The sequence below is a fragment of the Thermodesulfovibrionales bacterium genome (assembly GCA_035686305.1).
In the GTDB taxonomy this organism is placed as follows: Bacteria; Nitrospirota; Thermodesulfovibrionia; order Thermodesulfovibrionales; family UBA9159; genus DASRZP01.
The window spans coordinates 19,462-33,325 of the sequence record DASRZP010000063.1 but is presented as its reverse complement, the minus strand read 5'-3'; the positions used below and the strand labels follow the sequence as shown (position 1 = coordinate 33,325).

Below are 13,864 nucleotides of genomic sequence, written 5' to 3'. Positions count from 1 at the left end.
AAGAAAGAATATCCGCCACTCGGAAGACTCATCCAAAAATCAGCAGGGTCTTGCTTGCCGCCGGCCCTTGTATGGACTAGGTCTATATAGCCACAAAGGGCCACTCCCTTGCCGGGAAGCGCACGTCGGTTTCCCGGCGAGACAATGGATAAGTACTGCAGACTACGCCTCAAAATACTTCCCCATTCTCCTGAGAGCATCCATCTTTTCCTGGTCCCCGATCTTCGATGCCTTTATTGCAGACTCGATCACTTCGACTGTCTTATCATAGGTTCTTCTGTCCACCGGGAAAGGAGTGCCGTCTTTTCCGCCGTGGGCGAAGCTGAACCGGGCGGGATCTCTGTAGCTTGGCGCCTTGCCGTAAATTATCTCAGAGACGAGGCTCAATGCCCTGATGGCCTTCGGACCGACTCCTCCTATTCCAAGGAGCGCCTCGAAGTTCTCGGGCTGTCTCTCATAGGTTGTGATCAGGGTCCTGTATAATCTCCTTGCATCAACGTCCAGCGCAGCAGCGAGAGTATGCCGTTTTGGGAGTTCGAGGGTCTCAATCCTCTGCAGCTCCTTCATGACTTTTTGCGGTCGCTCTTTCGAAAGGAGGGTGGCCGTCTGCCGTGCATCTTCGCTTTCATAGGCCACCAGATTGAGCGTTTCATTCTTCGCGTCGCAACATACAGCCTTATGCGGCTCCACCACGAAATCCTTTACGTCTGAGCCGAGCCAGTGATAGCGCCTGGCCTGCCTGGTTTGCTCGTTCATCCCCTGCTGGACCACCGCCCACTCGCCTTTCTCTGTGAAGATGAAGACGTGGTGATAGAGCTGATACCCGTCCTGCACCGCGGTATTGTCCACCTTTGCGGACATCCTGCTGGAGTAGATCATGGGTGCCGGGTCGATCGAGACCAACTCGGCACAAAAGGTGATCTGCTCGGGCGTCTTCCGCGAAGCTGCGCCTTTCCCTCCGGCCATAAAGATTCCGAGCTCGGATTCCATTCCCCTGAGCCCTTCTTTCAATGCGCCGGTGACTGTCGTCGTCAATCCGCTGGAGTGCCAGTCGAAGCCGAGCACACACCCCAATGCCTGGAACCAGTATGGGTCAGAGAGCCGCTGAAGCAGTTCCCGCTGTCCGAATTCCCGGACAATGGCATAGGTAATCTCCCGGGAAAGGGCCTTCATCCTGGAGAAGAGCCATGATGGCGCCTTGCCGTAATGGAGGGGCGAGATTGCTGTTCCTGTCCTCGGCATATAGTTAATTGTAACGTACTATAATTATATTTTATTGATAAGGGGCTAAAAAAAGGATTTCGGGGAAGATAGATGCGCGACGCGATTGTCATCACTGAGAAGGGAACTGGAGGATCGAGACATCCTATTGGTCTTTATGTCCTCTTCTTTACGGAGATGTGCGCGGTTTTCCTATTACGGAATGCGGTCACTGCTGGTCAACTTTTCCTTCACTTGACAAGAATCCTTTGTCATGATACAAGAAAATCAAGAGGAACAGAGTTCGGCCCAAACCATCCCGTCCGTGAGAAGGGAACTGAAAGTGGCGGGACTTACGGAAAATGGCGAGCTACCAAAGGATTGACCTTAGGCGAGCGTGGCCCATTTTGTTTACAAACGAGTTAAAGAAAGGGGGATGTATGAAGACAAGAGTCTTCGCAATCATTATTGTCAGTACGTTCTTGGTATGCATGCTTGCCATTACGGGAAAAATACTGGCAGAAGAACTGGCAGTGCGTCAACCCACGCAGAGTGAGATTGGCAAAACTGTAACCTGCCCCGTCATGAATTCAAAGTTTGAAGTCACCAGGAGTACACCCGTAATCGATTACAAAGGTATGAGCTACTATTTCTGTTGCGAACCTTGCGTGAAAGAGTTTAAAGCGAATCCTGGCAAATATGCAGCAGCTGGAGAGTTAATTGTTCGTCAACCTACTCAGAGTGAAATCGGTAAGGTTACTACATGTCCTGTGATGAAAGGCAAATTTGAAGTCACAAAAAGTACTCCTGTAATCGATTACGAAGGCAAGAGTTATTATTTTTGTTGCGAATCTTGCATAGATGAGTTCAAGAAAAATCCAGATAAATATGCTAAATAAGCTCTATACGTCAAAAGACGGATGATATCACTTTTGACGTCATCCGTCTTTTGACGCACTTTGTTAATGGTTCCTCTTAAGATCGCATGACTTAAGAGTAATAGTCTTAAATAGTTTAAATAGGGACACATCCCTATTTCCTTTTACCTTTCTTTGGTTTTCCCGGGGACTTGAGCATGAATCTCTTGTAAAGTTTCTTCCCCATGCTTTGTATGAACGTCCTCAGACCAAATGGCCTTCCATCTCTTCTTCAGTGAGGCCCGCCCTCAGCATTTCTAAAATGATAACAATAATTGGCAGAATATTACGGGCGGCCTGCATAATGTCGGGAATGTTATGCTGATACTTCATGCAGGCTCAACGAGAAATAGGGGATGTGTCCCTAATTAGTCCTAATTAGTCAATTAGTCCCCCATCTTCTCTTATACTTCACCAACGAATTCGAACCTACGAAAGCACCCACGCTATCCGTGGCCCCTTTCAACCGGCACCAACACCCGCGTTATTATACAGCATTGGTGATGCATGTACATAGCGTAATAAGTGAATTGTCATCGTGAAGATTTCTGTCGTTACACAAATAATCGTCTAAGTTTAGGCGATGTCAGCATTGGGCAGGTCAAATTTTTTCGGGCATCTATAGGGCTACCTCTCTATTAAGAGCAAGACAAGTCAACGTATTCAACAACGTCCCCGCCAACCCGCTTACATTTGTAAAGAAATATGGGAAGTGTCCCTCTTTTAATTTTCCTCTTTTAACATGACCATTGACACTAGCATAACGAGGACAGTTGAGAAGGCAGAACGGCGCAATGCGGAAAAGCATAGTTAGAAACAACGTCCCCAAGGCCGCCGGGGGACACTTCCCATATTTCCATTGACAAACGTTTTTCGCTCACACCAGCAGCATCTTCATGGGCTGGAGGGTTCTGCTAAAGGCATTGAAGACGAGCCCGAGGATTTCGAGGGTGACCATGCCCAACAGGGCCTGATCGGATTCCTCTTCCAGAATTACGGGCGTATGTCCTTCGCCATGGGAGAGGGTGAGATAACATTCAGACACGTTGCGCTTAATCGGGGTGCCGTCTGCAAGCCTGAATTCTAACGCCCTCTTAGGTTTTAATCCAATCGCTTGCCACACCTTAAACGGAAGCAGGGAATAGGTGGCTCCACTGTCCAAGAGAAATTCGACCTTTTCTCTTCATGAAGGGCCTTTAACTTCGCCCTCTATATATGTAATGCCCTATGCCCTCCATATCCCACCTGTTCAAACGCTTCCTTCTTCTACCAGACCACACCACCCTATATATCTATATTCCTCGCCTCCAAGGCATGCTTCACGATGAAATCCTTTCTCGGCTCGACCTGATCGCCCATGAGAATCGTGAAGATATCATCCGCCTGGACGCTGTCTTCGATGCTCACCTGGAGCAGCGTCCTTTTGTCTGAGTCCATGGTCGTTTCCCATAACTGCTGAGGGTTCATTTCGCCGAGACCCTTGTATCTCTGGATCGAAAGACCCTTCCTCGCCGCTTCAAAGACATAGTTGTAGAGTTCTGCTGTAGACTGCATGTCCTTCTGCCCCTCTTTTGTGGTTATGGTATACGGGGCCTTGCCCAGCTCCTTAATGGAACCGTAGAGGGTTTCGAGTTCCCTGAATTCGGGGGTCAGAAGAAAGTTCGTATCAAGAACGATCTTATAATTGTCCCTCCGTATCTCGACGCCGTATCCCTCGTGTTCTTCCTCATCATAGATATCACCGAAGGAGACTCCGGGAACCTCTGCCTTGACCTTTTCGAGGAGCCCTGCAAGCTCCTTTCTCCCCTTCAAAAGCTGCTTGCTTAGCCCTTCTTTCAAGAGAGCCTTCAGGACGAGTGGGTCCTTCCGCCGTCTCTCGAACCATTCGATTAGGCGCTCACAGTTCGAGAGACGCTTCAGGAAAGGGATAAGGGCCTTCCCCTTCACTTCCTGGCCTTTGACGGGTATGGCGATATCCTCCGCAGCAAGCTCCAGGAGCATGTTCTGCATTTCGCCCTCGTTCTGGATATATTTTTCTGTCCTGCCCTTCTTGACCTTGAAGAGGGGGGGCTGTGCAATATAGAGATAACCGTTCTCGATAATCTGGGGCATTTGTCGGTAGAAGAACGTGAGGAGGAGGGTACGTATGTGGGCACCGTCCACATCGGCATCCGTCATGAGGACGATCTTATGGTACCGTATCTTTGCTATATCGAAGTCATCTGCGCCGATGCCGGCCCCAAGGGCAGTGATGAGTATCCTGATCTCTTCGGAGCTGAGCATCTTGTCGAAACGGGCCTTTTCGACATTGAGGATCTTTCCCCTGAGAGGCAGGATCGCCTGTGTCCTCCGGTCCCTCCCCTGCTTTGCCGAGCCCCCTGCGGAATCACCCTCAACAATGAAGAGTTCGCTTAGCGCGGCGTCTTTCTCTGAACAGTCTGCAAGCTTCCCTGGAAGGCCTGTGTCTTCAAGAGCGCCTTTTCTCCTCGTGAGTTCTCTCGCCTTCCTCGCCGCCTCCCTTGCACGGGCAGCCTGAATGGCCTTTTCGATTATCTTCTTCGCGGTCGGGGGGTTTTCCTCGAAATAAGTGGACAGGGCGTCGTTCACGATCGACTCGACGATCCCCTTTGCCTCACTGTTGCCGAGCTTCATCTTTGTCTGGCCCTCGAACTGGGGGTTCGGGAGCTTCACGCTCACAACCGCCGTCAACCCTTCCCGGATATCGTCACCGGAGATACCCTCTTTCCCGGTCTTTATGATCCCCGAAGATGAGGCATAACTGTTGGCTGTCCTTGTTAATGCAGACTTAAAGCCGATGAGGTGCGTACCCCCTTCCCTGGTATTGATATTATTGGCAAAGGTAAAGATGGTCTCCGAGTAGCCGTCGTTGTACTGGAGAGCAACCTCGGCACTAATACCGTCTCTTTCACCGGAGACATAGATGGGCTTGGGATGAAGGGGGGCCTTGTTCTTGTTCAGATGCTCCACAAAAGAGACGATCCCTCCCTTGTAGATAAACTCCTGCTTCTTATCGACCCGCTCGTCAAGGATCGTTATCTTGAGTCCGCTGTTCAGGAACGCCAACTCCCTCAATCTCTGTGAAAGGACGTCGTAACTGAAATCGGTCATCTCAAAGATCTCCGGGTCGGGCTTGAAAGTCACCTTTGTGCCCCTTCCCTTCGTCTTTCCCACGACCGTCAGGGGGCCTGTCGGATGTCCCCTCTCAAACCTCTGCTGGAAGACCTGGCCATTCTGCTTTATCTCGACCTCAAGCCACTCTGAGAGGGCATTCACAACTGAAATCCCCACGCCGTGGAGTCCCCCTGATATCTTGTAAGCCTTCGATTCAAACTTTCCTCCTGCATGGAGTTCTGTAAGTACAACCTCTGCAGCTGTCCGACCTTCAAGGTCCCCGGGATGGGGGCCAGTGGGGATTCCCCTTCCATCATCAATAACAGAGCAGCTGCCGTCATGATGGAGGATCACGTCGATGTTGTTGCAATACCCGGCGAGAGATTCATCAACACTGTTGTCCACCGCCTCGTACACGAGGTGCTGCAGACCTTCGGGCCCTGTGGACCCGATATACATCGCCGGTCTCTTCCTCACGGCAGTGAGACCTTTCAGAATCTTGATGTCCTCTGCGCCGTATGTTTCCTGGTTCTCTTTCTTCGTCTCTTTCTCTTCCATATCTCCTCTATCCAACCCTTCGCTTCCCATACCCCTCTCCAATAATGGGGAAATTAGGCGGGGATGAAGCAGGGTGCGTATTCACCTTTCGATTCTGGCTTCCTCACGGACAGCTCTTACACCCTCATCGGCATAATCACACACCGGTAGTCTTCGCTTCCTTCTTCCTTCAGGAGGGTCGGGCTGAGAGGGTCCTGGAGTGCAAAGACGACCCTTTCAGAGGTCATCGCATTGAGGCTGTCGATGAGATACCGTGCATTGAAGCCTGCGGAAAGGGGGTCTCCCGTGTATTCCGCCCCAATCTCATCTTTTGCCTCCCCAAGATCGGGATTCGATGACGAGAACGTCAGCGAGCCGTCGGCTACGTCCATCCTGATCGCATTGCTCCGCTCCTTCGATATCACAGAGACCCTCCTCAGGGCCCTGAGGAAAAGCTCCCTTTCAATGGTCAAGAGCTTCTCGTTTGCCGAGGGTATAACCTTTTCGTAATCCGGGTAGCTACCCTCGATGAGCCTCGCGAGAAACTGGACCTCTCCCAATCTGAAGAGTACGTGGTTCTTTCCGAAGACAGCATTGACGGTCTCAGTCGTCCCAAAAAACTTCCTGACCTCCGAAGCAGCCTTTCGGGGGATGATCACCTTCTTTTCTTCCTGGACTGTCTTATCCAGGCCCTTTTTGATCAGGGCCAGCCGGTGCCCGTCTGTTCCGACAACGGTCATGTTCTTATCACCCTGCTTGATGTGGAACAAGAGTCCATTCAGGGTATATCTCGTGTCCGTCTCGCCCGCGGAAAAGAGGGTCTTTTCGATCATTTCCGAAAGTACAGCGGTATGAAGCCTGATTTCCTCGGTGCTCTCCATGCCCGGCCATGCCGGGAACTCAGCCGGAGGGAGGCAGGCAAGCCTAAACCTCGATTTTCCATAAAGTACCTTTACCCACTGCTCGTCATCGGACTCTATTGCTATGTCTCCTTCCGCCTCTCTTACTACCTCAAAGAGTTTGCGCGCAGGGACGCAGAGTTTGCCTTCGACATGGACTTCTGCAGTGATGGGCTCTTTGATGGCGATCTGAAGGTCTGTGGCAACAATGTGAGTGCCCTTCTTCCCGGAGTCGAGGAGAAAATGGCTCAGGATAGGCATCGTATTCCGCTTCTCCACGATGTTCTGGATATTGGACAGCTTATCCTGAAGTTCGTCCTTTGCAATGCTGAGCTTCATCTCAGAGCCTCCTTATGTCTTTATCTTGTTGATGAGACCTTCAATCTTCCGGCTAAACTCTTCGTCTTTTTCTCTTCTCTCTTCAATCTGCTTGCAGGCGTAGATGACCGTTGCATGGTCTTTCCCTCCGAAATTCTTACCGATATCATTGAGCGATCCCTCAGTACATTTCTTTGAGATATACATCGCAACCTGCCGGGGCAGAGCGATCTCTTTTGTCCTCTTTTTCGACTTCATGTCCTGAGCCTTTATCCCATAGAAGTCCGCAACGGTCTTCTGGATATGCTCCACCGTCACGGGTCGGTCATCATCTGAGATGATATCCCTCAGAACTTCCCTTGCCATCGCCACATCGATGGGGGAGCCCGTCAGCGAGCCATGGGCTCCAAGCCTTATGAGACAACCCTCAAGCTCTCTGATATTCGACTTTATCTTCATGGCAAGGAACTGCGATACCTCTTCCGTCAAGATTATCCTCTCGATCTCAGCCTTCTTCTGTATGATAGCCATCCTCAGTTCAAGCTCAGGTGGCTGTATGTCTGCGATGAGGCCCATACCGAACCGTGACCTCAACCTGTCAGTAATCGCCTTTATGTCTTTGGGCGGCCTGTCGCTCGACAATACGATCTGTTTCTGCCTTTCGTAGAGCGTGTTGATCGTGTGGAACAGTTCTTCCTGCGTCGCGTTCTTGTTTTCGATGAACTGAACATCGTCGATGAGCAGGAGATCGAGGGTACGGTACCTCCCCTTCAGTTCTTCCGTCTTTCCATGTCTGACCGCAGCTACGACTTCGTTGGTAAACTGCTCTGCTGAAACATAGAGGATGTTGAATTCGCGGCGCTTGTCGGCAACCCTGTTCCCTATCGCGGTAATGAGGTGGGTCTTTCCGAGCCCGACTCCCCCGTAAACAAAGAGAGGATTGTAGGACATACCGGGGTTTTCCGCTACCGCTGTGGCAGCGGCATGAGCGAACTGGTTGCTCGGACCCATGATGAAGCTCTCAAAGGTATACTTCGGATTGAGGTAGATCCCCTTGCTCGCAAGGCGCTGCTTCCGGCCTTCGAGCCTTGCGTCCATCTTCTTGATTTCGGCATCGACCTTTTCTGCTATCTTGAACTTCACCGTTACAGGATGACCCACTATTCCCTCGACTGCCTCGCTGACGAGATGAGGGTAGTAGTCGTCTATCCATTCCTTAAAGAACCTGTTCGGGATCTCAAGGACGGCGGTTTGATCCTTCAACTGGGTGAGTTTCATAGGCTTGAACCAGAGTTCGAAGGTGCTGAGACCGACCTTCTTTTCGACCATGGCAAGGCTCTTGTTCCAAATATCTTCTAAGGACATATCTGTGGTGTCAACAAAAATCTCTCAATGTACCGTGCCTGGGTTCTTTTATTAACAAGTTATTAACGTATGTTAATAACTTCCTTTGAGAGGGTTTCGTATTATACCTCATATGTCCATCCATATCAAGGCGAATCAGTCTTTTCCTGTGGAAAGGCTGTTAACGGAACGGGAAGTTCTTGTCCCCTTCACCAGAAAGAACAAATTCTTCCCGTCTCTTCACCCGAGAAAAAGTTTCCCCATCCTCTTCGTTCCTCCATCTTCATATCTTTTCAACATACTAACAGACTTTTCTACTACAACTGATTTATAGTTAAAAAAGAAGAAGAGAGGTTACATCTTTTTGCTTTTCTCTCTCAGATAGGCGTCGATAAAAACGTCAATCCCCCCGTCAAGGACGGCATCGACATTTCCAACCTCAATACCCGTTCTATGGTCTTTGACCAATCGGTAAGGCTGAAGGACGTAGGACCGAATCTGGCTACCCCAGGCAATATCCCGCTTATCTCCCACAAGTCCCTCCATCTTCTTTTCCTGTTCACGGAGTTGGAGGTCATAGAGCTTTGCCTTGAGTATCTTGAGGGCCATCGCCTTATTCTTGTGTTGTGATCTCTCGTTTTGGCAGGTCACGACAATTCCTGTAGGGATATGGGTTATCCGTATAGCCGACGACGTCTTGTTTACGTGCTGTCCACCGGCTCCTGATGCCCTGTACGTATCGATGCGCATGTCGTCATCATTTACTTCGACATTGATGTCCTCTTCAAGATCGGGATAAACAAAGACCGCGGAGAAGGATGTATGTCTTCTCTTGTTTGCGTCAAAGGGAGATATCCTGACGAGTCTGTGAACACCTGCCTCTGCCTTGAGGTAGCCGTAGGCATAAGGGCCGTTCACCGTCATAGTGACGCTCTTGATCCCTGCCTCCTCACCGGGCTGGAGGTCAGCAATGTGCGTCTCAAAGCCGCGCTTTTCTGACCACTTAAGATAGAGTCTCATGAGCATCTGTGCCCAATCCTGGCTCTCGGTACCGCCAGCGCCCGGGTGAATTGCGAGGATTGCGTTGTTTCTGTCCACCTCCCCTGAAAGGAGATGTCTCATTTCGATGTTCTGAAGTGATTCGCTGATCTCATTGATTTCACCATGAATATCAGCGAGGAACATCTCTCCCTCTTCTTCCTGGAGGATATCCATCGATTCTTCGATATATGAGAGTTTGTCATCGAGGGCCTCAAAAGGAAGAAGGATGTCCTCGATCACCGATTTCTTCTTCTGAAGGCTGTGAAGCTTCGCAGGCGAGGACCATGAGGTTTCTGATGAGAGGTCCTTCTGTACGCGGGCGATATCTTCTCTGAGGGCAGCTACATCAAAGATAACCTCTGAGGGCTTCGGTCTTCGTCCTAAGAGTTATGATTTCCTGTTTGATTTCGTCAAAGAGCAGCATAAAACCTCCCTCTAAAGCATTAATAAAACCAGCGTCGTCACGATGCAGAGATAGGAGAAGATATCTCCATATCGTGAATAAAAACTCCTGGTACTGTCTGTCCTTATGTCCATGGTCTCTGTCTTCCGCTCGAAGAGGTTTGTGGTCCTCAGGATCCGTCCGTTACTGTCGATAAAGCCTGATATCCCGGTGTTGGCTGCCCTAATAAGGGGTTTCCTATTCTCGATCGCACGGAAGACGGCCATACTGAAGTGCTGGTACGGACCTGCTGTCCTTCCAAACCAGGCGTCATTCGTAATAGTCACAATGAAATCGCCATCTTTCGAATAAAACTTCCTCACGAGTCCGGGAAAAACGATCTCATAACAGATAAAGGTGCCGAAGGAACCGAAAAGGGTGTTGGCCTTTACATACTTGTCACCGGGGACGTAATCTCCAATCCCTGACGCGATCTTGTCCACAAAAAAGAGGATATTCCTGAGCGGAACGTATTCCCCAAAGGGGACTAAATGTATTTTATCATAGACATAGGAGACATTTCCATTCTTGTCAAGGAGTACAGCGCTGTTCGTGAGGGAGGCAGGCCCCCCATCAGAAGGGGGCTTCTTCACGATGACGCTCCCGAAAAGGAGGTAGGCGTTCAACTCCTTCTGGAAGGCCACGAGGTCATGGGAACGAAAGGAATCGCCAAAATAGAAGGGGACAGCAGTCTCAGGCCAGATGATTAACGACGGGGAGGCGGAAGCAGCCTGTTTTGAAAGGTCTTTATAGGTTTCAATTACCCTGTCCTGATATGCCGGTTCCCACTTTATGCTCTGGTCGATATTCCCCTGAACAACACTGACCCTCACGGTGGTACCCTGCCGTTGTTCATGGAGCCTCCAGTAACCATAGGCAAAGACGAGGACCAGGAGTCCGAGAAGGATTGAGTAACTGATGAAGGGTTGCCTGGCAGGGAAGAGAGGCATCTCTTCAGCGCGTTTCTTAGAGATGAAAATATCGGCTGCGGCCCCATTGACCGCGGCGACCAGGAAGGAGACCCCGTAGATTCCGGTGATGTCGGCAACCTGAATGCCCGCGAGAAACCGGCACTGTGAGTAGCCTAGGCTTGACCAGGGAAAGCCGGTGAGGGCATAGGAGCGGATGAATTCGAAGGAAACCCAGAAGATCGGCGCGAGCAATAAGGCGGGAAGTCGTGTTGATCTCACCTTTACTGCAAAAACCATCGAGAAGAGGCCGGTATAGAGACTCAGATACATGCTGAGAAGAAGAACGAGGGAGATGCTCGCAAGAAAAGGGACAGAACCGTAATAGGTAATCGAATGGTATATCCAGTAGAGGGTACCAAAAAAAGAGAAAAGCCCGGTAAGGACGCCTGACAGAAACGCTTCTTTCGGTTTCTTGCACCAGAGGGAGATCAACAGCGGAACGAGGGAGACCCAGGCCAGGGGATAGAGATCATAGGCCGGGAAAGAGAATATGAGAAGAAAACCGGAGAGGGCTGCAGGGCCATACATCCGTATCTTTTCTTTCAACCAAGTATCCTCCAGCGGCAGAGTTAAGCTTTCTGTGAGACCGCAAACCGTACCGCCCCTTGCAGAGAGAACGGCTACACAGAGAACGAGCAATAATCTCCCTATTCTATAATAGACAGTTCCAAAAAACAAAGATGCCTCCTGAAGCTATAGAGGGGAACATGACAGGAGAACCACAGCATGGAAACGGCTCGGCGCCCGCTGCGGGGAGATACCGGACGGAGGAGAGCGAGAAACTGAATAGGGAATTGAAAGAGGAGAAGAAGAGCGCCGATAACCTGAAGCTCCAGGCTGGCCTTAACCTTGACAATGGAACTGCAGAGAGACTATAGTTATTGCACGGGCAGTTAGCTCAGTCGGTAGAGCAGAGGCCTGAAAAGCCTCGTGTCCGCAGTTCGATTCTGCGACTGCCCACCACTGTTCTGTCCTTAGCCCGATTTAGTCGTCCGTCTTCTCTTCAGGCCGACATCCGCTCCTTGGCAAGACAATAGCCCTTTACGGATGTTCCGACCATATAATTCTAACGCCCGTCTGTCATGAAGCGACGGTCACGGTCCGGACCGGCCGATAACATCGGACATTGCCTGCAAATCGGACAACGGCCCGAACTTTCATTACCATTTTATCTGAATCAGGTCTATTTAAGGAGAAACTTCCTTATATCCCCGACTCGCAGGGTTATTTTGTGTGAATCGAGATATTCGACAAAAGGGACGGCATACTTCCGTGTTGTTCCGAGGATGTCCCTGAACTCGGCAACGGTCATGGTTGCCTGCTTCGAAAAGAATCCCCTGAGTAAAGAGATCATTTCAGCGTGGACGGCTGCGGTTATATAGAAAGAGTCATGGATCCTCATGAGTTTTCCTTCGGAAGTCATGAGCTTGAGGATCTCAAGGACAGTCCTCTGCGGTAGTGAAAGGATCCCTGCCAGTTCCTCCTTTGTCGGCGGCTGGAACCTCGCCTTCTCGAGGATATCGAGTATCTTCTGTGATGAAGCATCGGCATCCGAGGATGCGATCCTGAAATCCTTCAGGCGGACAATGTCCTTGTCTACCGCGACATCCTGAAGTGAAACGAGGAGGCTGTTCCATCTCTCGGCATTGACCCTTGTCTGCGCCCTCAATTCCTCTTTCGGCATGCCCGTGCTCCGGGGGTTCTTCTTATGGAAGTCAGCGAGGGTCTCCTTAATCCTGCGGGAGAGGTCCTCGTAGAGTTCACGATGAAAGAGCTTGCTGTCGAGTTGTATGAGGAGCCCCTCCTTTTTCAGTTGTCTGATCGCATCCTCTATCGCGGGTATCTCTGCCTTGATCCATCCGATGATGGCTGATGTATCGCTTCCGGCTATGCCTGATTTCCTGACCTTTGCTGCAATTTTTTCGGCAAGAGTACCGGACTCGATCACCTCGAGGTCCCCGATCCCCTCCTTCCGTCTTCTTCTTGCAGGTGAGGGGTCGAGGACCGTCCCTCCGCCGATAGTGATGACCGGTGAAAATTTCCTGATGACAAAGCGGTCACCGGAAAAGGCCACCAAAGGGTCGTTCATCCTGAGCTGGCAATAGCAGGAATCGCCCGGTCCCAGTTCCTCCCGGTTGTACAGAATAATCCGTGCAATCGTTTCTGATGTTGTCAAATGGAGATGGACAGGGCTCTTGCTCTTCAGGGGCAGGGAATCTTTGAGCAGCTCTATCCTGGCGTCGATGACCTTTGTAGGCGTTGCGCTCTTTGGAGGGACAACGACATCTCCCCGTTTCAATGCGTCCTTGTCGATGCCCTGGAGGTTTATGGCGACGCGCTGTCCGGCGTAGACCGTCTGCATCGCCTTACCATGGCTGTGAAGGCCCCTTACCTTGCCGGTTCCTCCAGACGGCAGTATCTCCACAGGTTCGTCGACAGAGAGGGTGCCTGAAAAAAGCGTGCCTGTCACGACAGTGCCGAAGCCCTTCATCGTGAATACCCTGTCGATGGGAAGCCTAAATATCTCCCTTACGGGCTTCGGTTCGGCAGCGAGGGCCGCGGTCCTGATCTTCTCCTTGAGGAGATCGAGGTTAAAGCCGGTTTTTGACGATACCGGTACGATCTCCGCATCCTCGAGAAAGGTACCCTTCACAAAGGTCTTCACCTCATCCGCAACGAGTTCGAGCCATTCCTTTTCGACGAGGTCCGCCTTTGTGACGGCGATGAGTCCCGATTTGATCTTCAGGAGATTGCATATGGCGAGATGTTCGCGGCTCTGGGGCATGATGCCTTCGTCTGCGGCGATGACAAGGAGGACGAGGTCTATTCCCCCTGCTCCTGCAAGCATGTTCCGTACAAGTCTTTCGTGCCCCGGGACATCAACGATGCCGACGGTAAGCCCTTCAGGATAGCTGAGGTCGGCAAATCCGAGGTCTATGGTGATCCCCCGTTCCTTTTCTTCCTTAAGTCTGTCAGGGTCAATGCCGGTAAGGGCTTTCACGAGGGAACTCTTGCCGTGATCGATATGGCCCGCCGTGCCGAGTATTACATAATGCATACGCT

9 protein-coding genes, 1 tRNA gene and 1 pseudogene are annotated in these 13,864 nt (G+C 50.9%); 3 read left to right on the top strand and 8 right to left on the bottom strand.

Annotated elements, in window-relative coordinates; all coding sequences use genetic code 11:
- Positions 1 to 162: 162 nt before the first annotated feature.
- A complete protein-coding gene (locus VFG09_07610; GenBank protein HET6515009.1) occupies positions 163 to 1,242 on the bottom strand; it encodes a DUF763 domain-containing protein in 1,080 nt (359 codons plus the stop codon).
- Between the two features lie 398 nt (positions 1,243 to 1,640).
- Between VFG09_07610 and VFG09_07605 the strand changes: the two genes are divergently transcribed.
- Positions 1,641 to 2,099: a YHS domain-containing protein gene (locus VFG09_07605; protein ID HET6515008.1), complete on the top strand. Its 459-nt coding sequence runs from the start codon at positions 1,641 to 1,643 to the stop codon at positions 2,097 to 2,099.
- Positions 2,100 to 2,994: 895 nt separating this feature from the next.
- Here VFG09_07605 and VFG09_07600 read toward each other — a convergent pair.
- The 6 genes and pseudogenes from VFG09_07600 to lnt form a co-directional block, all read right to left on the bottom strand.
- Positions 2,995 to 3,285, bottom strand: a pseudogene (locus VFG09_07600) (retropepsin-like aspartic protease).
- Between the two features lie 116 nt (positions 3,286 to 3,401).
- Positions 3,402 to 5,807, bottom strand: coding sequence for a DNA topoisomerase (ATP-hydrolyzing) subunit B (gene gyrB, locus VFG09_07595; GenBank protein HET6515007.1), 2,406 nt, complete (start codon positions 5,805 to 5,807; stop codon positions 3,402 to 3,404).
- A 116-nt stretch (positions 5,808 to 5,923) separates the two neighbouring features.
- Positions 5,924 to 7,024, bottom strand: coding sequence for a DNA polymerase III subunit beta (gene dnaN, locus VFG09_07590; GenBank protein ID HET6515006.1), 1,101 nt, complete (start codon positions 7,022 to 7,024; stop codon positions 5,924 to 5,926).
- A gap of 12 nt (positions 7,025 to 7,036) precedes the next feature.
- On the bottom strand, positions 7,037 to 8,368 hold the full coding sequence (gene dnaA / locus VFG09_07585; GenBank protein HET6515005.1) for a chromosomal replication initiator protein DnaA: 1,332 nt from the start codon (positions 8,366 to 8,368) through the stop codon (positions 7,037 to 7,039).
- 333 nt (positions 8,369 to 8,701) lie between these two features.
- A protein-coding gene (gene prfB, locus VFG09_07580; protein ID HET6515004.1) for a peptide chain release factor 2 occupies positions 8,702 to 9,812 on the bottom strand; the annotation gives its coding sequence in 2 pieces (ribosomal slippage) (positions 8,702 to 9,736 and positions 9,738 to 9,812; 1,110 coding nt in all).
- Between the two features lie 11 nt (positions 9,813 to 9,823).
- Positions 9,824 to 11,347, bottom strand: coding sequence for an apolipoprotein N-acyltransferase (gene lnt, locus VFG09_07575; protein HET6515003.1), 1,524 nt, complete (start codon positions 11,345 to 11,347; stop codon positions 9,824 to 9,826).
- Between the two features lie 161 nt (positions 11,348 to 11,508).
- On the opposite strand from lnt, the gene VFG09_07570 reads away from it, so the two are divergent.
- Positions 11,509 to 11,679, top strand: a complete 171-nt coding sequence (locus VFG09_07570; protein HET6515002.1) for a hypothetical protein — start codon at positions 11,509 to 11,511, stop codon at positions 11,677 to 11,679.
- Between the two features lie 9 nt (positions 11,680 to 11,688).
- Positions 11,689 to 11,764 (top strand) — tRNA-Phe (locus VFG09_07565).
- Between the two features lie 220 nt (positions 11,765 to 11,984).
- Here VFG09_07565 and selB read toward each other — a convergent pair.
- Positions 11,985 to 13,859, bottom strand: coding sequence for a selenocysteine-specific translation elongation factor (selB, locus tag VFG09_07560; GenBank protein ID HET6515001.1), 1,875 nt, complete (start codon positions 13,857 to 13,859; stop codon positions 11,985 to 11,987).
- Positions 13,860 to 13,864: the final 5 nt, after the last annotated feature.